Here is a 24,189-nt window from a genome sequence, read left to right as displayed (position 1 = left end):
TAATGTTGGTATTTGGATTTATTTTGCTCTGATATTTTATCTTTTGGCTTAAAATTTCATTAATATCTATTTTAAATTTAAAATTAAAAGATAGTTTTTAATTATATATTGCCCGATTTCTTAGATTTGTATTAAGCACCATAAAACTCTTTTTTTATGCCAATAATTGAACAATCAGAGTATAATCTTCCTTCTATTCTTCATCGTAACAGGCACATTTCTACTATTTATGCAGCTTTGTTTAAAAAGTTTGAAGTTCCTGATTATACAAGAGAAAAACATGAATTAAACGATGGAGATTTTATCAATATTGATTTTGTTGTAAATGATTCTAAAAAAGCAGTTATTTTATGCCATGGTTTAGAAGGTGATTCCCGAAGAACTTATAACAATAGCTGTGCGGCTTATTTTCAGCAGAAAGGGTTTTCAGTTTTCGCATGGAACAATCGTACTTGTGGAGGAGAAATGAATCGTCTTCCTAGGCTTTATCATCACGGAGCAGTTGATGATTTAGATGAAGTGGTTCAGTTCGTTTTGAAAAAAGGATTTGAAGATGTTTACTTGATTGGGTATTCAATGGGCGGTGTTCAGCTTCTTAATTATTTAGGCTGGACAAAAATAGATAAACGTATAAAGGCTGCAGTTTCGATTTCAGTACCGACTCATATTGCAACAAGTGCGGCTATACTTAAGCAAGGTTTTAACAGAGTCTATTTAAAGAATTTTACAATTGATATTAAAAGGAAGTTAAAATACAAAGCAGAGCAGTTTCCTGATTTTATAAACCGTGATCAGATTGATAAAATTTCTTCTTTTGATGAAGTAGACCAGTATTTTACAGCACCGCTACATGGTTTTGCAAGTAGGGAAGACTATTATGAGCGTGTCTCCCCGGAATTTTCCCTTCAAAACATTACCATTCCGGTTTTAATTATTAATTCGCTGGATGACCCTTTTTTAGGTGAAAGATGTTATCCAAGGTCGATAGCTCAAAACAGCATCTATGTTTATTTGGAAACCCCAAAATATGGAGGGCATTGTGCTTTTCCATTGCGGGATTCAACGTATTCATATGCAGAAAAAAGAGCATATAATTTTTTTGAATCTGTAATTTACTGAGCTGCTAAAGATTGATATTGTTAATTTTCTGCTATCCTGATAACCCGTTCAAAACGCCCGTGATTACTTATTGAAACCTCTTTAAATGTATTTTCATTAGAAACATACAGATACGGAATACCGTTTTCGGTTTTTATGATTCCCTTTCTTTCTATCTCAATTATATTATTAAGGTCTTCAGAAGTCGAAGCAGCTACAGTGTGAATATTTTCAGACGTTATTAAAGTTTTAGTATAATATTTGTTTCCATTGCAAATCACGAAACCCTGAATATACGGGACTAATTTGATTATCGAACATGACAGTTTTTTAGGAATGTATTCCCGTATTTTAGTCTGACGATTGTAGATTTTATATGCTGCTTCTTTCATGCTCCATAAAAGCCACACCATTATTTCAGGATTATGGTAGTCTTTTATAAGTTGCTTTTCTGTATCAGTAAAAAGTTTTTCGATAAATCCTTTACGTTGCCAGTTACTTTCTATTCGAGACTGCCGAAGATCTATAACATCGTTACCAATCATTTAGCTGCAAGTTTGGTTTCAATAATTTCTACAGCAGTTTTTACATCAAGCATACGCTCCATATCCGTATTTTCAATTACGACGTCAAACTGTTCCTCAATATCAAGTACAATGTCAACCAGATTAGCAGAATTGATTTTCAAATCTTTTATAAAATCTGTTTCTTCAGTTAAGTTTTCGTAAGCATCTTTATCTGCAGCATACGGTTTTATAATGTTTTTTAGTTTTTGGGTAAGTTCTTTTCTCTCCATTTTATTTTTCAAATTTTTTAAATATTACACATGCGTTTACATCACCAAAACCAAAACTGGCTTTAGCAATTATATTAAGATTAGTATTAATGGTTTTTAATGGGACTTTAGAATGATCTATTAGCGCAGCAATTTCAGGATGAAGGTCTTCACAGTTTATGTTTCCAAATAAGAAATTCTCATGAAGCTGTAAGACCGATGCCACACTTTCAATACTCCCTGAGGCGCTTAAACAATGTCCGGTAAGACTTTTTAAAGAATTGATATAAGGGAAATCAGTACCGCTTCGCTGCAGTGCTTTTGTCCAGTTTTCAATTTCCAGACTGTCTTTTGTTGTTGCCGTAAGATGACCGTTTATGGCATCAATTTCATTTGGATGTATACCTGAATTAGTAATTGCATTTTTGATGCATTGCTGTACTGCAGTACTGTTTGGTGCTGTCATACTACCGCCATCTCGCTGTCCGCCTGAATTGATATTTCCGCCTAGTACCTCGGCATAAATTACCGCTCCGCGTTCCAGAGCGCTTTCTAAATCTTCAACAACCAATGCACCGGCACCGCTTCCGGGAACAAATCCTGCAGCTGAAGCACTCATAGGTCTTGAACCTTCTTTTGGATTTTCGTTATATTTTGAAGGACAAACTCTAAGCGCATCAAATCCGGCCCAAATATACGGACCGCTGTCTGAAGTGCTTCCGGCAAGAATTCGTTTTGCCTGACCTGACTGTATCCTGTCATAAGCCATTAAGATCGCTTCGGTTCCTGTTGTGCAGGCAGATGAATTTGTGGTTACCTGATTTCCTAATCCGATTTTTCCTCCAAGATAAGCACTTATACCGCTGTTCATGGTTTGTGCTACAACGGTACTGCCTAGTCTGCGGGTTTGTAAATCATCAATTTTGTAAATGCTTTCGCGAAATTTATCAATACCGGAAGTACCCGATCCAAAAATAGCACCGCTGTCCCAATCAGGACTTTCATTTATTGGTAGTCCGGCATTGGTCCAGGCTTCCATACCTGCAATCACACCGTATAAAATTCCACTGCTGTTAAATCCCCGAAGTTCAAGCTCGGTAAAATATTTCGATTTTAATTCTTCTGATATTTCAGGCTCCCCGCTAATCTGACATGAAAATTGTAATTCTTCAAGCTGCAAGTTATGACGAATGCCTGAGACACTATTTTTAAGCGCTTGCGTAAATTCCGGAATTCCAACACCGCTTGGTGCGGCTACGCCAAGACCTGTTATTACAATTCGTTTTTTCATAATTTCTGAGTTATCATTCCGGCCAGAATACCACGGCAGACTTCCTGTCCTGTTTCATTTTTCATTACAGCACTGCATTTTAGTTTGCCAAAGCGAAAGAAAATTTTCTGCGAACTCACGGTTACTTTTTCACCGGGATATACAGGCTTTAAAAATTCCATATCGGCAGAAGTAAACGCAATTACAGTAGCTCCTTTAAGATCTCCGCCTAATAAATATATTCCGAGGCAAACCAGGCCGATCTGTGCCATCGTTTCAGTTAAAATAACCCCCGGCGTCACAGGATTATCCTTAAAATGGCCTTTATAAAAATCAAGTTCTTTTTTAAATGTAAAAGTTCCCGTTACACCATTTTCGTCTGCATGCAGAAGTTCATCCGCAAATAAAAAAGGTTCACTATAAGGAAGTTTTTTTATAATAGCTGTTAATTCCATAATTTCTAAATATTACCATTCCAATAAAACCCGCTGTGCCGAAAATCCGGGACCAAAGCTCAGCATAACTCCTTTTTCGCCTTTTTTAGGATTACGATTCATAATTCGTTCTAATACATATAACACAGTAGCGCTTGACATATTTCCGTACTGTCTGAGAACTTCTTTTGTATCATCAATATTTTTTCCTAATCCAGAGAAAAGTTCTTCAACAGTGTTGACGATTTTTTTTCCGCCGGGATGAAATATCAGGTGGTCAATATCTTTAATATCAAGGTTGTTCTGTTTCAAAAACGGATGTATGATATTTTCGAAATGATCAGCAATGGTATCGGGTACTTCTATATCCAGAACCATTTTCAGCCCATTATTAGTTAGCTTAAATCCCATCATATGTTCAGCATCGTAGAAATGATACATTTCTTCATCCAGAATTTCAGGTCCGGTATCTTTTTCATCGGACGAAAGCAGACAGCATGCCGCACCATCCCCAAAAATTGCAGCGCTTACAATATTAGGCATCGAAAAATCATTCAGCTGAAACGTAGCAGTAGGAGATTCTACAGCAATTACAGCAGCACGTTTTTCCGGATTTGATTTCAGGAAATTCTTTGCATAAATAATTCCTGATATTCCTGCGGCACAGCCCATTTCTGTTACAGGCAGACGCACAATATCCTGACGCAGTTTCATTTTATTAATCAAATAAGCATCTAATGACGGAATCATAATACCTGTACAGCTCACCGTAATAATATAATCCAGGCTCTGTGGATCCCAGCTGGCTTTTTCAAGTGCTTTTTCCAACACCTGATGCCCCAGAAGAATCATTTCACGGCTGTAAATATCATTTTTTTCTTCAAATGAAGTTGCCGTAAAAACTTCAGAAGGTTCCATTACAGAGTAGCGTTTATCTACTGCTGCACCTTCAAATATTTTTTTTACTTTTTTTATAAAACGCTCTTCCTGACCTTCGAGCCAGACATCCAAAAAAGGAATTATATCTTTGGTCTCCCGTGAATATTGCGGAAGCTGTTTTACAGCTGTGATTATCTTTACACTCATATTTTTGTAATTATCCACTGGTAACGGAACGCCCATTTCCAGCTTATGGCATAGTTTTTAAAATTTAGTTTTTCGGAGAAATGCTCCAGTTCTTTTTTCTTAAACCCTCTTAAAATAGAAACCAGTCCGTCCTTACGTGACATATCATTCAGATTAAAAACATCACAAATCAGTTTAAACAATCTGTAAGCAGTTTTGCTTCGATGCAGATCATTTACCACAATTCCTTTTGAAGTATTATGATAAATATGTTTCAAAATATCTTTGATTTGCGTACTTGAAAAATGGTGTAGGGTAAGGGTACATAAGGCAATATCATATTTAAGGGAGTCAAAATCAGGACTGAAAATATCTATACATTTAAACTCTATATTTTCAAATTCTTTAGAAAGATCTTCTGCATAACGTATTGTAAAAGGATTGGCATCTATACCAATTAATTTAAAATTAAGACCTTTTTTTTTACCATATAGTGCCAGCATTCGAAGCATATCCCCATTACCGCAGCCAATATCTGCTATTAACAAAGGCTTAACAGCATCAGTTTTTCTCAATAACTTTTTTAATCCATGAAGCGTTAATTTATTACCTCCTAACAGCTGATTGATTTTGGCTATCTGATCTAATGCTTCAGTTAATTCTGCACCCTCAAGCGTAAAATCGTCCATTATCTCAGTTTCTTCTGTTCTATATTTGGTGCACAGTTTCATTCGTTGATATTTATAGGACTTCCGTGCGTCTGCCTGATTATTGCTGAAAGCAAAAAAGGCATTGATGCAGCCATAGAAGTCATTATAGATGTAAAAGTTTTATAAGTTAAAGCTTTGGCTAAAAACCTTCCCATAATCAGTCTGTTTTTAAAATGCTTATTCCATTCTGTTCTATATTTTTTTTCTAATAATGCATGCGATTCTATCTTTCCGCTGTAAAAATCCAGCACTAATTCTGAAGCGATTTTGGCACTGTGAATTGCCATCGCCATTCCGTTGCCACACATAGGATGTATGAGTCCGGCGGTGTCTCCAATCATTAAAACATGATTTTCTACAGGATTTTTTTTATCAAATGAAATCTGGCTGATGGTAAGCGGTTTTTCAAAAATAGGAGTAGAGTTTTCAAAAACAGCTTTTAGATTTTGGTTTTTATAAAGTACTTCTTTTTGATAATCGTCTATGTTTTTGTATTTCTTAAAAGTTTCGTAATCGGCCAGATAGCAGATGTTTATAATGTTTTTTTCCACAACAGAAACACCGCAGTAACCTCCCTGAAAATTATGCAACGCAACAAGGCTATTATCAAATTCGCCGTTGTAATGCCCTTTTACAGCTAGCCATGGGGATTTTTTAGCAATAAAATCCCGTGCGAGTAACTGATCAATATTTGACCTTTTTCCATAAGCACCCAGCACAATTTTGGATATGAAAATCTGCTGTGAAGTTGTTACTGTAAATGCATTGTTTTCAAAAGAAACCCCAATTACAGAATCTGTAATTACAGTACAGTCGTTTTGTACTGCCTTTTCATATAAAAAATTATCCAGTGCAAAACGACTGACCCCGAAACCACCTAATGGAAGTTTTGTATGAGCGATTCTACCATTCTGAGCTGAAAATTCAAAATTTGAAATGTGAGTAGGCTGAAGTTCAGAAACATTTACGCCAAGCCATTGCAGGTAAGGTAAAATTTCATTAGAAATATATTCCCCGCAGACTTTATGCCTGGGATAAGCCGCTTTTTCAATCACAATAACACTGAGTCCTTTTTTAGATAAATGCAAAGCACTTGCCAGACCGGCAAGACCACCTCCAATTATCAGTACATCCGGATTTGTTCTCATACTACCAATTTAGTCATAAAATATTAAATCATCTTACAGGATTATAAGAAAATTGAGAATAAATGATTTTGCAGTGCCTACGGTATTTTGTTTCTTTTATTTGTTTTTATTTTCTTTTGTTTGCTTTTTGTATATTCGCAGTGCACTATTCTAAAATAATAACTGATTATGGATCATTCGAAAAGAACAAAACAGAAGATTAATTTAAGCTATTTTTCTCCGTTTAAAATATTCATTGGACTGTTTTTAGTTACAACTTTTGTCACTGCTCAGATCAAACCAAGAGTTTTTGTACTCACTGATATAGAAAATGAGCCTGATGATGCGATGTCACTGGTTCGGTTTTTAGTGTATGCCAATAATTATGATATTGAAGGAATTACAGCAACGACTTCGATTCATCAAAAAGAAAAGGTTGCAAAATACCGTGTGGAGGAAATTGTTGAAGCTTATACCAAAGTAAGAGATAATCTGGAAAAACATGAAACAGGTTTTCCAACCGGTGATTATTTGAAGTCTGTTATTACAGAAGGATTACCAAAATATGGAATGCAGGCTATCGGAAAAGGACATGATTCGCCTGCTTCAGAATTATTAATTCAGTCTGTTGATAAAAATGATGCGAGGCCATTATGGGTTCCGGTTTGGGGAGGGCCAAATGTATTAGGGCAGGCATTATGGAAAGTAAAACAGACACGTTCTGCAAAAGAATTAGAAAAGTTCGTATCAAAATTGAGGGTGTGATCAGGACGATAGCGGACCGTGGATTCGTAAGGAATTTTCAAATTTGTTTTATATAGTAAGTCCTGGATTTAATCAGGGTGGTGCTTATCATCATGCTACCTGGAGTGGTATTAGTGGTGATTTTTTTCACGCCCGATGTGATGGTGCCGATTTTACTATTGTTTCGAACGAATGGCTGGGTAAAAATATAAGATCTAAAGGCCCTCTGGGAGCCCAATATCCCTTTTGGGAATTTTTGATGGAAGGTGATACTCCGTCATTTTTGTCATTAATTAACAACGGATTAAATGTTTCTGAGCATCCCGAATATGGAGGCTGGGGAGGCCGTTATGAATTATACACGCCAAGAAAACAAAAATGGCATCTGCTAGCCGAAAGTCGTCCGATATGGACCGATGCAGAAGATGAAGTATTAGGTAATGATGGTCGCTGGCATGAAGGAAACCATGAAACAATATGGAGATGGAGAGAGGCTTTTCAGAATGATTTTGCAGCAAGAATGGACTGGACCATTAAAGATTATAAAAAGGCCAACCATCCGCCTGTTGTAAAATTAGAACATGATAGCTATATCAATGCTAAAAAAGGGGATTTGATTAAATTAAGTGCCAAAGGCTCCAATGATCCTGATGGAGATGCGCTTTCATACAATTGGTTCTTTTACTCCGAAGCAGGAACTTTTCCGGTTTCAAGCGGAAAAAGCGGGCAGCCGATTGAAATACAAAACTTTGATCAGCAGGAAGCTTCTTTTGTAGTTCCTGCTAAGCGGGTTATGGAACCAGGTCTCGGAACTATGCATATCATTCTGGCAGTCACTGATCATGGTTTTCCTCGTTTGACGAGATATCAAAGAGTTATTGTTACAGTTAAAGAATAATCAATAGTTCAATCTGTAATTTTTTTGTTTAAATAAGTTTTGTTTAGAAGGGAAGAGGGCAATCAATTTTCTTTTGATGATTGTAATCTTTTGGGTTATTTTTGAGGAAACATACAACGAAAAAATTTCGCATACGTTCATTAAATAGAATAAATGAAAACAAATCATTCTATAAAATCTGAATGGAGAATTAGCTAATATTATTGCGATTTTTTCAATAGCGAAATTAAATGTAAGGCACAGCATACAACAACACATTAGCGTAATTGCAGCTTTTTAATCATCAGGAATTTCTAATTTCTAAAAAGCATTATCTTAGCAGAAAGAACTCAATCGGATTTTAACAACTGACGCAAGTCTAAGGAATATTTAGCAATTACTCTGAAGAATCAGAATAGTATACAATTATCTGAAACATGACATTAACAGAACTAATAAATTATTTTAGAACAAAAGGAAATAAGGAAGAATTTTTTAGAAATAAATCTCTAAATATTGAATCTGAAGTTGTGGAAATTTATATGCAAAAACCTTTTAATATAAACAACGGAATAGAATTTTTCGAAATAGAAAAGACGGAAGGTAAAATTGAATTTGAATTTCAGAATGTTAAGTATTATAATTTGACTGATTTTTATTATTTTTTTGACTTCATTGAAGATTCAAAAAACAAAATGAATGAAAATTTAACAGACTTAAATCTAGCTGAAATATTATTAAATTATTGCATTAATGACGCATAAATACTAAAAGAAAAACACATGAAAGAAAAGCTTCTACAGGTGTTTAATTAAGGATATTTGTCTAAATAATCTGTATCTATTATTTAGGACTAGTAACACAATTTTAATTCTGTTTAAACCTGTTTTATTTTCTCTTTCCATCCCAGATATCCATTTGCCGGCAATTCATTTGACAGATCGGCAAAAACCTGTTCAGTTTGGTTTTTAATAAGATTCGAAAGTTGTTCGATACTGCTGTAAACACCACTTTTTAAGCCGGATAAATAAGCGGCTCCCAAAGCAGAAACATCCGGGTTTCGCTGCTTGTTTAACGGAATTCTTAATAAATCGGCTAAATAATGAATGACAAATTGGTTTTGAGTCAAGCCTCCGTTTACCGAAATAGATTTTAAAGGAGCTTGCATATCTTTTGCCATGGCTTCAACTACATCTTTTATTTGGTAGGGAATACTTTCCAAAGCTGCCCTGACAATATGATTTTTAGTCGTTCCGAAAGTCATTCCTTCAATAGATGCTTTTCGGCTCATTTGCCAGTGTGGTGCGCCTAATCCGCTAAAAGCAGGAATCAGATAAACGCCTGCGTTGTCAGCAATAGACGTTGCCATAACTGCTGTTTCGGCCACATTGGAGAATAATTGCAATTCGTTCTTTAGCCATTCGATAGTAGAACCACAGGAAACGATTGCACCTTCGAGTGCATAATCTACCCGGTTTTCTGTACTCCAGCAAATGGTGGTGAGCATTCCGGAATTGGATAAAACGGCTCCATTTCCAATATTCATCATAATGGAACTTCCTGTTCCCAGTGTAACTTTGGCAGTACCTTTTTCAAAACAGCCTTCTCCAAAAGTAGCGGCATGAGAGTCGCCAATTAAAGCTGTAATTGGAATAGAAATAGTAGTATTATCATTTAAAATCTGACTCAAATCAAATGTTCCAAAATCATGCGAAGAAGGGCAGGCGAGAGGCAGGTTTAGATGGCGTAATCCCCATTTTTCAAGAATTTCAGTATCCCATTTTAGCGTATGAATATTGAAAAGCAGGGTTCTGGAAGCGTTGGTATAATCAGTTTTGAAATGGGTTCCATTGGTTAATTTGTACAAAAGCCAGCAATCGACCGTTCCAAAATAAACTTCTCCGTTTTCTGTTTTCTTTTTTAATTCGGCATCATGTTGTATCAGCCAAAGCAATTTAGTCCCCGAAAAATAAGGATCTAAAAGTAAACCGGTTTTTTGTTTGATAAAATCATTTTGTCCTTTTTCAATTAAATCGGTACAGATATCAATAGAACGTTTGCAAGCCCAGACTACTGCCGGAGTCAATGCTTTTCCATTTTTGTCCCAAAGCACAAATGTTTCTCTTTGGTTGCTAATGCCGCAGGAAACAATATCTGTAAGCTGAAATCCCTGATTGCTAAAATTGTTCAGACAAAGGCGAACAGAATCGAGAACATTTTGATAAATATCTTCAGGATTTTGTTCTACAAAACCATTGTCAAAATAATTGGTTTTTAGATCCACGCTGCCTTTTGCAACAGCCTGTCCTAATTCGTCAAAAATAATGGTTTTAGTACTGCTTGTACCCTGATCAATGGCAAGAATATATTTTTTCATTTATCTTTTTACAGTAAAAATTTGTTTATTTATTATCGAAGCCATTCCCAACGTTTAGCCCAGTCTAACAGAACATCGCTTCTCCATTTTAAAACTGTTTTTCCGCCTTGCCAGATTCCATCATACAGTTCAGGATTTGGTCGGTCTGTGTACCAGTTTTTGCCTAAACTGTAGTCTGTTACATTGGATTTTCCAGGCCATAGATTGCTTACAAGAAAAGTTCCGGTCTGTGTTTCAAATCCCGGAATGTCCGAAGTAACTTTATAAGTCAGTTTTTCAGGGCGCTTTGGAGAGTATCTGACGATATAATTTCCATCACCTGTGTAGAATCCGTCCCATTTTTGTTCTCCGATTTCTGCCTGTACGGTCATTGTAATGCAAGCTGAATCTTTAGGAATATTTACAACAGGACCTTTAAAGTGAAATTCTACAATCGAAAAGATTGGCACTGTGTCCTGTGCTGATGTATTTCTTTTAAATACAATTCTGGGAGTTTGCTGAAACTTAATGTAACTGCCTCCCCAGCTTTCTTTTTTTGGATTATTAGGGTCTCCATCCATCATATATAGTAACGATGGTGTATCGCCCATTTTAAGCCTGCCTTTATAGCGGTTCTCTTTATAGTCTTTACCTAAAAAACCAGCTTCGTTGATATAGTTTTTATAGTAATTTTTTCCGTTCAAATTCTCGGCTACATTATCTGAGAAAAATCCATAGTAGGATGAATTGGATTCTATAAACCAGAGAGCCGGGAAATTCATTGCTATGTATGCGTAACTGTTTGCGCTCCATTTTTTGTTTGGGCCGCCTATCCAGAATACCTTTATATTTTTTTGGATTTCAGGCTTGTCATGTAGTGCCTGTGCTAAATCTTCGAGACCTCCCCAAACCAGTATCCAAAGAGGCTCTTTGCTTTTTTTAAGAGCACATTTGATAATCCAGTCAGAACCTTCCGTTGGTGTTGTAAAACCCTCCAATGGAGCAGCTCCCTTTCTTCCTTGTTTTGTTATAGAACGTAAATATTTAGGAGATGCTAATCCCTGGACGTGTGTTTTTAGTTTTGGTAAATCTTTTTCGTAGAGATCAATAGTTCTGAGTATTTCTTCTTTGTTGCCCTCACCGAATGAAGGAGAAGAAACAAGTCCTTCGATAGTAAACTTCTCATTATACATCAAAAGATGTATCATAGATTGATTGTCATCGGGGTCTGTACCGCCAATATCTGTACTTACCAGAATACGAGGCTTGACAGGTACTGGCTGTTGCGCAATTACTGTTTTAGAAACAATACAAAATAGAATCGTTAAAATCAGTTTATTCATTTTTTAATTATAGTTACTTGTTTTGGAAGTTATCTTTTAAAATAGATAATGAAGTTATTTAAACTTTTTCCAATTGGCTACAAAATGGTTTTTTTACCCCATATTTTAGCTGTTTTTTTACTCCGTAGCGCTGCTATGCAGTGCAAAAAAGCTAAAATCTGAAGCAAAAATCCCTATTTTTCGCTTCAATCAAAAAAGTTTAAATCACTTCAATATCAACAAGTTCAGTAAAGGGTTATTATTTGTTTTTTTGATTCATTTTATCAATAATCACGGCCAATAAAATAACAAATCCTTTTACTACCTGCTGCCAAAAAGGCGAGACATCCAGTAAAACCAATCCATTATTCAATACACCAATAATAACGGCACCGATTACAGTTCCTGTAACAGTACCAATGCCACCTGAAAGCGATGTTCCGCCAATAACTACCGCTGCGATTGAATCCAGTTCGTAACTTGTACCGGCATTTGGCTGTGCTGAGTTTAGTCTTGAAGTGACCAAAACACCACCAACAGCCGCCATCATTCCGGCAATTCCGTAAACGGCCAGTTTGATTTTATTGATGTTGATTCCGGATAAAAATGCCGCTTTTTCATTGCCTCCAATAGCATAAATATATCTTCCGAAAGTTGTTTTATTCGTTAAGAAAACTACAATTAGTACCATGAATATGGAAATCCATACAGGTACCGGAATTCCTAACATCCATCCGGAACCAATAAATTCAAATTCAGTACCTAAATTAGAAATAGGAATACCTGCAGTATAAAGCATTGTTAAGCCACGGGCAATGGTTAACATCGCCAGTGTTGCTACAAAAGGAGGGATGGAGAACTTCGTAATTACCCAGCCGTTGAAGAGCCCTAAGACGAGGCCAATTAGTACTGATACTAAAATGGCGCCTAAAACAGTAAAGCCTACAAATAAATCCATCGTCTCAAATGCGAGCCCGTTTTTTAATAAACCGGCACAGACTGCTGCAGTAAAACCTAAGACAGAACCTACCGAAAGATCAATACCGGCCATCAGAACAACTAATGTCATTCCAACAGAAATACAAACATTAACAGAGATTTGTCTTAATACATTCCAAAGATTGGCGCTGGTCATAAATTTATCAGACAATAAGCTGATAAACAGACATAAAAGAAACAACGCAATTAAAGATTGCGACTTTTTGACAAGAGGGTGGTTTAAGGAGATAGTCATAGTTATAGTTAGAATTATTCCGGTAAAGCCGATTTTAATAATTTATCTTCATTCGCTTCAGCAGCTAAATAGGAAGCTTTAATTTTTCCTTCAGCCATTACTAAAATCCGATCCGAAAGGGCAAGTATTTCTGGGATTTCAGAAGAAACTAATATAATACTCATGTGGTCAGCAGCGAGTTCTTTTATTAGATTGTAAATTTCATTTTTAGCATTAATATCAATTCCGCGCGTAGGTTCATCCATCATTAAGATTTTGGGATTGGTCGTAAGCCATTTTGCCAGAACTACTTTTTGTTGATTTCCACCGCTTAAATTTTGACACAACTGCATTTCAGAGGGTGTTTTGATGCGTAACTTTTCAATGTAATCTTTTGAAGCGCTTTTATCTTTTGACGGTTTCAAAAGCCCAAAGGTGGGAAGGTTTGTCAAACTGATATTGGATGAAATATCCATTCCTAAAACCAGTCCTTCTGTTTTACGATCTTCGGTTACAAAAGCTAATCTGTTTTCAATAGCATCTTTTGGTTTTTTATGAAAAGTGTTTTTCTGATCAATTTCTAAATCATAAGCACTATTCGTTGGATGCATACCAAATAAGGTCTCCAAAAGTTCTGTTCTGCCGGCGCCCATCAGACCAAATATGCCCAGAATTTCTCCTTTTTTTAATTCGAAAGAAATATCATGAAGGAGTTTTCTTTTTTTATCGTTTGGATTGATCAGATTAAGGTTGTCTACTTTTAAAATAGTATTTTGAAATTCAGTATTAGTATTTTTTTTCTCTATCAAAACATCACGGCCTACCATTTTCCGAATTAATTCCTGTTCGGTAGTATTTTTCATTTCTCCCTCATCTATACTGTTTCCGTCTCTTAAAACAGTATAGTTTTCGGCAATTTTGAATAATTCATCCATTTTATGAGAAATGTAAACAATGGTTTTGTCTTCTTTTTTTAACTCATAAATAATGCGGTGCAGGTTGTCTATTTCTTTGTCACTAAGGGCAGAAGTAGGCTCATCCATCAAAATAACATCAGCATTACAAAGCAGTGCTTTTGCGATTTCGATCAATTGCTGTTCACCCACTTTTAAATGCTGTACCAGGGTTTTTGGTGAAACGTTCAATTGAATTTTTTCAAAAAGACGTTTTGCTTCTGCTTCCATTTTTGAAAAATCCAGAAGTCCGAGGGAAGTTTTAATTTCTCTACCCAGAAATAAATTTTCGGTTACACTAAGTTCCGGAATCAGGTTTAATTCCTGATGGATAATCGCAATTCCGGCATTTTGTGCTTCTTTTATACTCGAAAATGAAACTGTTTCTCCGTTTAACTGAATTTCACCATCATACTGGGTATAAACGCCTGTCAAAATTTTTAACAAGGTAGATTTTCCCGCTCCGTTTTCTCCCAAAATGGCATTGACTTTCCCAGGATAAAATTTAAAATTTACCTGATTAAGTGCTTTTACTCCCGGGAATTCTTTTGATATGTTTATTGCCTGTAACAATTTACTGAAGTTTAATTTGTGACGGAATAATTAAAAGGTCAGTAAACAAAGTCTGTTTCTTATTTAATTTGATGGCTCCAGAAAATGAAATACTATCACCTAATTTTACATTTTTAGTTTCTTTAGGGATAATTTCATTTCGGACAATCTCATTTAAACTCTCAGATACTTTGTTAAATTGAGCATTAGTTTTAAAATCAGTTAGTTTCACTAGACCTGAGGCATCTCTTAAATCATTTCCGAAGATGTATTTGGTGTCAATGAAAACCACACCGTTTTTTTTATCAGCAATCGTGTAAATACCATCTTTGATATCGATTATTTTTCCGGTGCTTTTGATCATAAAATAAGCTGAATTCCCTATACCTAACCTGTTACCATGTTTTTTAAAGGCGGCTTCCTGATTTGCTCTTATTGAAGCGATCAGATCAGTCAAAGCAATCGTCTTTTTGCTTTTCAAAATGCCTTTGTAATAAATTGAATCAGCGAATGCTTTAAAGTCAAAGGATTCCTTTTTTACTTTTTTTATATCACTCAGTTTTTTAAAATAAACAGAATTGTACCCTAAAATGGCTATTATAAGAAAGGCTAAAATATAAATATACTTTTTTTTCATCTTTAATAGTCTTTTATATTTGATGCATTGATCAGTTCAACTTCTACCGGAACTCTTTGAGGAAATACTTTTCTTCCTTTAAAATATTCATCTGCATATTGAGCTGCTGTCTTAGCCATTACTTTAGGAAACTGCATGCCTGTAGCGACAATTTTCTTTTCCCTGATTTTCTCCACTACATCACCAGCGCCATCAAACCCAAAAATTTTCACTTTATATTCCTTTCCCGAAGCTTGTAAAGCCTGAAAAGCTCCCATTGCCATAGCATCATTGCCACAAAAAACAGCATCGATATCAGGATTTGCCTGCATAATCGTTTCTAAAACTTCCATAGCTTTAGTCCGGTCAAAATTGCCGCTTTGTTGTGCCACCATTTTTAGGTTGGGAAAGTTATCCACAACTGAATGAAACCCTTTTGATCTCGCCCACGTATTATTGTCGCCTACAAGTCCTAAGATTTCAACATACTTTCCCTTTTCTTTTAATTCTTTTACAAATTCGATTCCGATAGCAACACAACCCGAATAGTTGTCAGAAAGAATCTGGCTTGTTGCTGCATCATCGACGTTTACTTCTCTGTCCATACAAAAAACAGGAATTCCTGCCGTTTTAGCTTTTAAGATACTCGAAATTGAGCCGTCTGAATCTGTTGGGTTTAAAAGAATGGCATCATAACCCGAAGAAATAAGATTTTCAAAATTATCTGATTCGACAGCGGGATTGTTTTGTGAATCAAATATTTTGGCTTCATATCCTAATTTTCGGGCATTTTCAGCTGCTGATTCTGCCAGCATCACAAACCACGGATTATTTAATGTAGAAACCACGACTGCAATTTTAGGTTTCTCAGCTTTTTCTTTTGAAGAGCAGCCTAAAACTAAAATAAATGCTATAAGCACTAAGGAAAAGTGTTTTATCTTCATAGGTTTAACAGGTTTAAAGCGGTATTTTTTAATCCATCAGCTGATATGCCATAATGATTGAAAATTTCAGTTTGCGAACCCGAAACGGTATGATCATCCGGCAATCCTACGATTTTAAATTTATTAGTGCATTCATTTTGGAATAATAAAGAAGCAACGGCTTCGCCTAATCCTCCATTGATGGAATGTTCTTCGACAGTAATAATAGGCTTTTTATTTTCGGCTGCAGCCAATAATAATTCTGTATCCAAAGGTTTAATGGTGTGCAGACTGATTATTTTACAGCTAATATTATATTCTTTTCCCAGAAGTTTAGCGGCTTCAACACAAGGAAGTACAGCTTCACCTGTGGCGATAAACGTTAAATCACTTCCTTCCTGAATGATACGTCCTTTGCCAATTTTAAAATCTGTTCTGTTTGGATTAAGATTTGCAGGCATCACTTTTTTACCAAAACGCAGGTATATGGGACTTTGCATTTTGGCTGCCTGTTTGATGGCTTCAGCAGTTTCAAAATTGTCTGCAGGTGCTACAATAGCAATGTTATTGATTGCTCTCAATACCGCATAATCATGTAAACTGTGGTGTGTGGTTCCTAGAGCACCATAACTAACTCCGGCACTTATACCAATTAATTTTACAGCATTGTCAGAATAAGCAACATCATTCTTAATTTGTTCTAATGCCCGCGCTGTAAGAAAACAGGCTGGGGAGACGGCAAATGCTTTTTTACCCATACTGGCTAATCCCGTAGCAACACCTACAAGATTTTGTTCGGCAATACCCACTTCAACAATTTGTTCAGGATATTTTTGACCAAATGGCACGAGCTTTCCAGAGCCACGAGAATCACTTGTGACAACTGTAATATCCCTGTCTGTTGCTGCTAATGACTGAAGAACTTCAGAAAAAACTTCGAGGTTCGCGGCATCAGTTCTTTTTATTTCTTCCATTATTTTAAAACAGTTTCGAGTTCTTGTAATTGTTTGTCTAATTCTTCAATAGCCAGGTCGTATTGTTCTTTTGAAGGAACGCCATGGTGCCATTTCAATACGTTTTCCATATAACTGATTCCTTTTCCTTTAGTGGTATGCGCTATAATAAAAGTTGGTTTTCCACTTACTAAGGGTAAATTATTAAGCGTTTGCGAAAGTTCTTCCAAATTATGACCATCGACATGAGTTACTGCCCAGCCAAAAGCTTCGAGTTTTTTATCTATTGGTTCTAAGCCCATGACGTCAGCATTTGGAGCTGTAATTTGAAGTTTATTATAGTCTAAAATAGCACAGAGATTATCTAATTTGTAGTGCGAGGCAAACATCATAGCTTCCCAGTTTGAACCTTCTGCCATTTCACCGTCACCTAAAACAGTAAACACTTTTACTCCTGAGCAGTCTCTTTTTGCTGCTAAAGCGGCTCCTGCACAAATAGGCAAACCATGTCCTAATCCGCCGGTATTTTGTTCAATGCCGGGAATAGATTTGGTTGGATGTCCTATGTATGGGGAATTATATTTGCAGAGTGATAATAAATCTTCTTCAGGGAAAAAACCTTTATCAGCTAAAACTACATATAATGCTTCAACACAATGTCCTTTGCTTTGAACAAATACATCTCTGGTTTTAGATTTGAAATTCTCCGGAGAAACGTTCATGACATTGTTGTACAATACATTCAGAATATCTATAATAGACAAACTTCCTCCTGTATGACCTGCTTTGGCATTATAGATATATTTGAGTATTTTTTTTCTACTCTCTATTGACTTTCGTTTTAATTCTGCAATGTGCATTTTAATTTATTTAGTGTTTGTAAACTTCGTAAACTATATAATTAATCCAGTTTAGTGTCTGTAAACTTCCCAACCCATATAATTTCCTAAAGCTTCTTCTAAGATTGCTGCTGTTTTTGAGGCATTCATTACTACGTGGTGTTCAAATCCGTTTTTACAAACGTATTGCATTAATCCTTGTAAGTCTGGTATTTGAGCTACGGCTCTGTTTCCAAAAGTATTAAGGGGATCATCAGTAAGTTCGCCTTCACCAATATATACTTTAATAATTCCTTTTGGGTCATCAGTGCTGATTCTTCCGTAAGTAAGCGGCATTGCCGGTGTTCTTCCGTCCAGGGCACCATAAGTATTTTCAACTCCCACAGTAGTTCCTAAAATAGGGGCGTTGCTTAACTGGATGTCCGGAAGAAATGACTTAGCCCAATTCCCACAGTGGAATAAAACACATTTTTCAGGATCATCAGCATAGTTGTTATTCCAGTCTACCAATGCACTTGGTGAACCTGAAGCTAGTTGCATGGCGTACATACTCAAAGTTCCTGTTACATCAACCTCGCAGGCACTTGGAAGCATATTTTCGCTCATGATACTCATACTTGTACACACATTACAGCCATAATTTTGCTGTAGTGAAGTCCAGCATTGAATAGCAGTGGCGTCCAAAGCGTGTTCTTCCATGAAATCTTTCAATACAACATCTAATTTTGCTATTTGAAGCATAGCTTCATCAGGAGCTTTGCTATTAGGAACGTAAGCATTTATAGATTCTAAATGTTTTTTAACCGATTCGTCTTCTATAGTTAATTTATTTGCTTTTCCTAAGATTTCAGATAAGTCAGCTGTAGTTACCGTAATGCCATTTCTTTGTAATATCTTTTCAGAATAACGAACCGTATTAAATGCTCCCGGTCTTGCGCCGATAGCACCGATACGCACGTTGCGCATTCCTTTTACAACCCGACAAACTGCTGTGAAATCTAATAAGTCTTTGTGAAAGACAGGATCAGACGGACTCATAACGTGTTGACTTGTGAGCGAGTATTTTATTCCGTACTGATATAAATTATTGCAGACTGAAATTTTTCCACACCAGGAATCACGTCTGTTGACTACATTCATTTTGGTTAATTCATCAGGGTATGCCTGAATTAGAACAGGAACATTTAAATTAGCCAGTTTTAAAGTATCTGCTACACCTTTTTCATCTCCGAAATTAGGCAGCAATACTAAAACTCCCATAATTTCATCCTGGTGTTTTTTGAATAAATCAGCGCATTTTTGTGCTTCTTTATACGTTTCTACACCACCAAGTTTGGTGTCAGTGCTGTCTAATAAAATAGGCTTAATATTTAATTGGGCAAAAACTTCGATAATTTCAAACCTGGCTTTTTCTACTAAACTATCTGGAAAAAAATCTCTGTTTCCAATGATTACTCCTAATGTTGATGTTGTCATTTATTATTAATTAAAAATTTTCTATGCTACTATTACTTCAATTTCGTTTTCTCTAAATACTTCTTTATGTTTTTCCTCTATATTATCATCCGTAATGATGTAATCAATTAGCGATAAGGCTCCTAGACTAGCTAATGCACTTTTACCCATTTTAGTACTATCGGCTACCAGATACGTTACTTCTGCGGCTTCGATCATTGCTTTTTTTACAACCAAATCACTAATACTAGGGTAGGTTAGTCCTGCTTTTAATGAAATTCCTGCCGTGGCCAAAAATAATTTCTGAACATTTAATCCTTTAAAAAAGTCAGCAGCTTTTTGTCCGGTGAGCGATAATGTTGGCGGTTTGAATTCGCCTCCGGTCATAATGACTTCGATATCGGGATCTGCTCCCAGTAATAATGCTATGTTTAATGCATTAGTAATCACGGTTAATTGTTTAAGACCTTTTAATCTTTTTGCAATTTCTGTTGTTGTTGATCCGGAATCCAGAATAATAGTATCTCCATTTTCTATGAATTCAAGGCATTTCTGGGCAATAGCCGATTTTTGCTCGAGATTTTCCTGTCGCTGTAAAGAAAAACTTCGCACCTGATCTTCAACATTTTTTATACTTGCACCTCCATGTTCTTTTAGAATTAATCCTTCGCTTTCTAATTTTTCGAGGTCCTGACGTACGGTTACCTCTGTAACTTTAAATAAGCGGGCCAAATCGTTTACTTTGGCAAAACCATCCTCTTTTAAAAGATCCAGTATTTTTTCTCTTCGTTGATTTGCTAACATGCTATTTGTTTTATTTGTGAATAACAAATATAAAATAAAAACAAAATGAATTAAACTGAATGCAAAACAAGTATTAAGCAAATGTAAAAGAAAATAAAAGAAAAACAAAACAAAGTAAAAGAAAATAAAGGAAAATTATGTTATTCGGTTATTAGATTTCTTGAAACAAGAAAAAATAAAAGTAATTTTTAAAATTGTTATTGAATTACTGATAATTATAAGAAATAATGATTGTTTTTAAGTGTAAATAACTTTCTATTTGGATTTTAATAGTTTTTTCTTTTTTGTTGTTTTATTTATTAAATTAAAAAATCGCTTTAATTAATTGTATAAATTATATAGCAGATTTTAATTGTTTGATTTGTAAATAATTAAAAAGAATATTTTTTACCCCCTGTTTAATAGTAATATGTCTACTTTTTTGGTATTTGTTTTTTATAATTTTGTTTTAACAGGAAAAGTACTTACTGTAAAACTATTAACTAACCCTAACCAAAACCAAAAAAGTATGAAACAAAAAATTTTACTATTAACTTTTTTAGCTTTCTTTTCGATAAAACTGAAAGCACAGACCTATGATATTGTAGTTGCCAAGGATGGTACAGGAAATTATACTACTGTACAGGCTGCTGTCAATGCAGCTCCTGCTAATAGTTCGGCCAGAACTACAATTTATATTAAAAATGGTTCTTATTACGAAGTAATCACTGTTCCTTCAAATAAAACCAATCTGACCTTTATAGGGCAAAGTTCAACCGGAACGATTTTAACCTATAATAATTATGCATCCAAAATTAATCCTGCTACAGGAGCTGCTTACGGAACCTCGAATTCAGCAAGCACTTTCATCAATGGTGCAGGATTTTATGCATTGAACCTTACATTTGCTAATTCATCCGGACCGGTTGGACAGGCTGTAGCAGTTCGCTCTACTGCTGATAAGGCTGTTTTTAAGAACTGTCGTTTTTTAGGAGATCAGGATACGTATTATCCTCACAGTGGGAGATCTTATCATGAAAATTGCTATTTTGAAGGTACTACAGACTTTATCTTTGGAGGAGCCATTGCTTATTTTCAAAACTGCCAGATTTACACTAAAGGAGGAAGCTCTTTAACTGCTGCTAATACCGCATCGCATCTTGCGTATGGTTTTGTATTCAATAATTGTCAGATTACAGGTTCGGGAAGTAATATTACTGATCTTGGACGTCCATGGGGAGGTTATGCATCGGTTACTTATATGAACACCAGTATGACAAATGCGATTAAGGCAGTAGGATGGAATGACTGGGGTAACGCTGCCAATCAGACTACAGCACGTTTTGCAGAATATAATAACTCAGGAGCAGGGTATGTTCCGTCTTCAAGAGTTTCATGGGCAAAAATTTTGACAGCTACTCAGGCAGCTTCTTATTCAAAATTGAATGTTTTAAAAGCAACTAATGCCAATCCACAGGTTACTGATAACTGGAATCCGGACACGATCATTAATTCTGTCACATTAGGAGCTGCATTAATAAAGCACGGAGCTGGAGGTTCTAGTCAAACTGTAGCAATAAATACTGCAATTACAGGTTTTTATTATAATTGGGAAAATGCTACTACAGTAACTGTATCAGGATTGCCATCCGGAATAAATGCGGCTATAGATAATACTGCAAAAAGCATAACCTTTAGCGGAAAACCAACTGTGAGCGGAACATTTAACTATACAATTACCACAGTTGGAGGTAGTCCAAATGCAACAAAATCAGGGACTTTAACAGTAACTGCAGCGACTCAAAAAGTTGCTGCTGCTCAGGCGATTACTTCGCCTGCATTTCCGGGTGCTGAAGGTTTTGGACGTTATACCAGTGGTGGTCGTGGCGGACAGGTAATCTATGTTACCAATCTAAACGATTCAGGTGCAGGAAGTTTAAGAGCAGCTGTTACGGCAACAGGAGCGAGAACAGTAATGTTTAAGGTATCCGGAATCATTGCACTTAATTCAGATCTGAAAATTAACAATGGAGATATTACCATAGCCGGTCAGACTGCCCCGGGTGACGGAATTTGTCTGAAAAATTATTCAGTAAATGTAAACGCTGATAATGTTATTATCCGATATCTTCGTTTTCGTATGGGCGATCAGGCACAGCATGAAGGAGATGCCATTGGTGGCAGAAATCATAAAAACATTATCATTGATCACTGCTCTATGAGCTGGAGTACAGATGAATGTGCTTCATTTTATGACAATGAGAATTTTACTTTGCAATGGTGTATGATGTCTGAAAGTTTACGTGTATCGATTCACGATAAGGGAACTCATGGTTATGGTGGAATCTGGGGAGGAAAAAAAGCTTCGTTTCATCACAATATGTTAGCTCATCATGATAGTCGAAATGCCCGTTTTTGCGGAAGCAGATATTCGGCGCTTCCTAATCTGGAAATGGTTGATTTTAGAAATAATGTTATTTATAACTGGGGCGGCAACAGTGCTTATGCTGCCGAAGGAGGATCGTACAATCTTACCAATAATTATTATAAATCCGGACCAGCAACAGGTTCAGGAGTAAATGACCGAATTATTTCTCCAAGTGCGGACGATGGTTCTAACTCACAGCCTGCAGGTGTTTGGGGTAGTTTTTATGTCAATGGAAATTATACCACTGCAAATTCAACTACTTCAGGTGATAACTGGAATGGTGTAGATCCTAATCCGTCTTCAAAAAGTAAAACAGAGCTTCGTGTAAATACTGAATATAGTTTTGGAGATATGACCACACATTCTGCGGCAAATGCCTACAACAGAGTATTAGCATACGTAGGAGCAAGCCTTAAGCGTGATGCCGTGGACAGCAGAATAGTATCAGAAGCTACTAATGGAACCTTTACTTATACCGGATCAAATGGAAGTACTAAAGGTCTGATTGATACACAATCTGATGTTGGAGGATGGCCATCCTACAATTCCACTACAGCACCTACGGATACGGATAATGACGGAATGCCGGATAGCTGGGAAAGTGCTAATGGTTTGAATAGCAACAATATTTCAGACGGAACAGCCTACACACTTAACTCTGTATATACTAATTTAGAAGTATATATTAATGGATTAGTAGCGACAATTACTGCCAATCAAAATCAAACAGGAACTGCTAACTATACAGATCCGGTTGCAACAAGTAGTGAAATTTCTATCAATGAAAATGAAACTGGATTCTGTTTTGTAGAAGGTACGATAGATAGTGATAATGCCGGATTCCAGGGTGTTGGTTTTGCTAATTCAAATAACGCAGTTGGTGCAGGAATTCAATGGTCTGTGAATACTTCTTCCGGAAGTTATATACTTCGATGGAGATATTCTAATGGAGGCACTACTGCAAGAGGTGCTAAAGTAATTGTAGATGGCGTTACCGTAGCTACTGCAGCTTTTAATGCTACGACTAATTGGACAACCTGGGCCGAAAATTCCAGCTCTTTAGTTACAGTATCGCTTTCTGCCGGTACTCATACCATCAGATTAGAAGCTACGACATCATCAGGATTGGCTAATATTGATAAAATAGAGGTAGAAGGAATTAATCCTACCGCAGTTAGTTGCGGCAGTACATCCAAAAATGATGCTTCTGACAGTACACTTGATGTAGCTGTTGAAGAGGTTAAATCTGAAGTAAAAATATATCCTGTACCATTTAAAAATGAATTTTACATTGATCTTGGTACTATTGGAAAGGCTAAACAGATTTTAGTATTCAATATGCTTGGACAGCAAATTTACACATTAAACGAAATTACGGATACAATTGTAAAAATGAATATCAATACAAGTGCGGGGACATATATAGTTAAAATATTGACAGATAAGGGAGTTATAAATAAAACCATTATCAAAGAATAAGTTTTATAAGCTTAAGTACTTTTTATGTTAAACCCTATTAGAAGTTAAAATTTCTGATAGGGTTTTTATCTTTACTATATTTAGAATCTAACCTGTAAAATCTTTATTTTGCTAATGTTTTGTTTTTGAATAGTAACAGACATGAATGTGTCACAAATCTAAATTTAAAAATGCCGCAACTGACGACTATTACATATTTTTGTAATTTATGAATAAC

Annotated in this window: 22 protein-coding genes; 5 read left to right on the top strand and 17 right to left on the bottom strand. The window is 35.9% G+C overall.

The window, feature by feature from the left end; genetic code table 11:
- Positions 1-156 precede the first annotated feature (156 nt).
- A complete protein-coding gene (locus GWR14_RS01725; protein WP_163407220.1) occupies positions 157-1,119 on the top strand; it encodes a YheT family hydrolase in 963 nt (320 codons plus the stop codon).
- A 20-nt stretch (positions 1,120-1,139) separates the two neighbouring features.
- Here GWR14_RS01725 and GWR14_RS01720 read toward each other — a convergent pair whose 3' ends face one another.
- Genes GWR14_RS01720 through GWR14_RS01690 form a run of 7 tightly spaced genes read right to left on the bottom strand, consistent with a single transcriptional unit; the run spans position 1,140 to position 6,500 of the window.
- The gene (locus GWR14_RS01720; protein WP_163407219.1) at positions 1,140-1,643 is read right to left on the bottom strand and encodes a 4'-phosphopantetheinyl transferase family protein; all 504 of its coding nucleotides are present in this window, start codon (positions 1,641-1,643) and stop codon (positions 1,140-1,142) included.
- Positions 1,640-1,894, bottom strand: a complete 255-nt coding sequence (locus tag GWR14_RS01715) for an acyl carrier protein (protein WP_163407218.1) — start codon at positions 1,892-1,894, stop codon at positions 1,640-1,642. Before GWR14_RS01715 ends, GWR14_RS01720 begins: the two co-directional genes overlap by 4 nt.
- 1 nt (position 1,895) lies before the next feature.
- The gene (locus GWR14_RS01710; RefSeq protein ID WP_163407217.1) at positions 1,896-3,164 is read right to left on the bottom strand and encodes a beta-ketoacyl-[acyl-carrier-protein] synthase family protein; all 1,269 of its coding nucleotides are present in this window, start codon (positions 3,162-3,164) and stop codon (positions 1,896-1,898) included.
- Positions 3,161-3,598 (bottom strand): 3-hydroxyacyl-ACP dehydratase FabZ family protein, encoded by a 438-nt coding sequence (locus GWR14_RS01705; protein WP_163407216.1) that lies wholly within the window; start codon positions 3,596-3,598, stop codon positions 3,161-3,163. Before GWR14_RS01705 ends, GWR14_RS01710 begins: the two co-directional genes overlap by 4 nt.
- Before the next feature lie 12 nt (positions 3,599-3,610).
- The gene (locus GWR14_RS01700; protein WP_163407215.1) at positions 3,611-4,663 is read right to left on the bottom strand and encodes a type III polyketide synthase; all 1,053 of its coding nucleotides are present in this window, start codon (positions 4,661-4,663) and stop codon (positions 3,611-3,613) included.
- Positions 4,660-5,373: a methyltransferase domain-containing protein gene (locus GWR14_RS01695; RefSeq protein ID WP_163407214.1), complete on the bottom strand. Its 714-nt coding sequence runs from the start codon at positions 5,371-5,373 to the stop codon at positions 4,660-4,662. Before GWR14_RS01695 ends, GWR14_RS01700 begins: the two co-directional genes overlap by 4 nt.
- Complete coding sequence (locus tag GWR14_RS01690) at positions 5,370-6,500, bottom strand: NAD(P)/FAD-dependent oxidoreductase (protein ID WP_163407213.1); 1,131 nt, start codon at positions 6,498-6,500, stop codon at positions 5,370-5,372. Before GWR14_RS01690 ends, GWR14_RS01695 begins: the two co-directional genes overlap by 4 nt.
- A 168-nt stretch (positions 6,501-6,668) precedes the next feature.
- Here GWR14_RS01690 and GWR14_RS24000 point away from each other — a divergent pair, with 168 nt between their 5' ends.
- From GWR14_RS24000 to GWR14_RS01680, 3 genes are all read left to right on the top strand, one after another.
- Entirely contained in the window at positions 6,669-7,244 is a 576-nt protein-coding gene (locus tag GWR14_RS24000; protein WP_223150948.1) for a DUF1593 domain-containing protein, read from the top strand.
- 43 nt (positions 7,245-7,287) lie between these two features.
- Entirely contained in the window at positions 7,288-8,121 is an 834-nt protein-coding gene (locus GWR14_RS23995) for a nucleoside hydrolase-like domain-containing protein (RefSeq protein ID WP_262888202.1), read from the top strand.
- 416 nt (positions 8,122-8,537) lie between these two features.
- Positions 8,538-8,864, top strand: a complete 327-nt coding sequence (locus GWR14_RS01680; protein WP_163407212.1) for a hypothetical protein — start codon at positions 8,538-8,540, stop codon at positions 8,862-8,864.
- 113 nt (positions 8,865-8,977) lie between these two features.
- Here GWR14_RS01680 and GWR14_RS01675 read toward each other — a convergent pair whose 3' ends face one another.
- The 10 genes from GWR14_RS01675 to GWR14_RS01630 all read right to left on the bottom strand — a co-directional run bounded on the left by GWR14_RS01675 (position 8,978) and on the right by GWR14_RS01630 (position 20,086).
- Entirely contained in the window at positions 8,978-10,477 is a 1,500-nt protein-coding gene (locus GWR14_RS01675) for an FGGY family carbohydrate kinase (RefSeq protein ID WP_163407211.1), read from the bottom strand.
- A gap of 32 nt (positions 10,478-10,509) precedes the next feature.
- Entirely contained in the window at positions 10,510-11,799 is a 1,290-nt protein-coding gene (locus tag GWR14_RS01670) for a nucleoside hydrolase-like domain-containing protein (RefSeq protein WP_163407210.1), read from the bottom strand.
- A 238-nt stretch (positions 11,800-12,037) separates the two neighbouring features.
- Positions 12,038-13,012, bottom strand: coding sequence for an ABC transporter permease (locus GWR14_RS01665; RefSeq protein ID WP_163407209.1), 975 nt, complete (start codon positions 13,010-13,012; stop codon positions 12,038-12,040).
- Between the two features lie 14 nt (positions 13,013-13,026).
- Positions 13,027-14,517 carry a sugar ABC transporter ATP-binding protein gene (locus GWR14_RS01660; RefSeq protein ID WP_163407208.1) on the bottom strand — a complete coding sequence of 497 codons (1,491 nt, stop codon included), beginning with the start codon at positions 14,515-14,517 and terminating at the stop codon, positions 13,027-13,029.
- Position 14,518: 1 nt separating this feature from the next.
- On the bottom strand, positions 14,519-15,133 hold the full coding sequence (locus GWR14_RS01655) for a DUF2291 domain-containing protein (RefSeq protein ID WP_163407207.1): 615 nt from the start codon (positions 15,131-15,133) through the stop codon (positions 14,519-14,521).
- A gap of 2 nt (positions 15,134-15,135) precedes the next feature.
- Positions 15,136-16,056, bottom strand: a complete 921-nt coding sequence (locus GWR14_RS01650; RefSeq protein ID WP_163407206.1) for a D-ribose ABC transporter substrate-binding protein — start codon at positions 16,054-16,056, stop codon at positions 15,136-15,138.
- Positions 16,053-17,009 carry a transketolase family protein gene (locus GWR14_RS01645; protein WP_163407205.1) on the bottom strand — a complete coding sequence of 319 codons (957 nt, stop codon included), beginning with the start codon at positions 17,007-17,009 and terminating at the stop codon, positions 16,053-16,055. Before GWR14_RS01645 ends, GWR14_RS01650 begins: the two co-directional genes overlap by 4 nt.
- Positions 17,009-17,848 (bottom strand): transketolase, encoded by an 840-nt coding sequence (locus tag GWR14_RS01640; RefSeq protein WP_163407204.1) that lies wholly within the window; start codon positions 17,846-17,848, stop codon positions 17,009-17,011. Before GWR14_RS01640 ends, GWR14_RS01645 begins: the two co-directional genes overlap by 1 nt.
- Before the next feature lie 51 nt (positions 17,849-17,899).
- The gene (locus tag GWR14_RS01635; protein ID WP_163407203.1) at positions 17,900-19,303 is read right to left on the bottom strand and encodes an L-fucose/L-arabinose isomerase family protein; all 1,404 of its coding nucleotides are present in this window, start codon (positions 19,301-19,303) and stop codon (positions 17,900-17,902) included.
- 21 nt (positions 19,304-19,324) lie between these two features.
- On the bottom strand, positions 19,325-20,086 hold the full coding sequence (locus GWR14_RS01630) for a DeoR/GlpR family DNA-binding transcription regulator (RefSeq protein ID WP_163407202.1): 762 nt from the start codon (positions 20,084-20,086) through the stop codon (positions 19,325-19,327).
- 508 nt (positions 20,087-20,594) lie between these two features.
- Here GWR14_RS01630 and GWR14_RS01625 point away from each other — a divergent pair.
- Positions 20,595-23,972 carry a pectinesterase family protein gene (locus tag GWR14_RS01625; RefSeq protein WP_163407201.1) on the top strand — a complete coding sequence of 1,126 codons (3,378 nt, stop codon included), beginning with the start codon at positions 20,595-20,597 and terminating at the stop codon, positions 23,970-23,972.
- Positions 23,973-24,189 lie beyond the last annotated feature (217 nt).

It is taken from the genome of Flavobacterium ajazii, assembly GCF_010614725.1.
In the GTDB taxonomy this organism is placed as follows: domain Bacteria; phylum Bacteroidota; class Bacteroidia; order Flavobacteriales; family Flavobacteriaceae; genus Flavobacterium; species Flavobacterium ajazii.
This window is presented reverse-complemented; position numbering and strand designations above follow the sequence as displayed.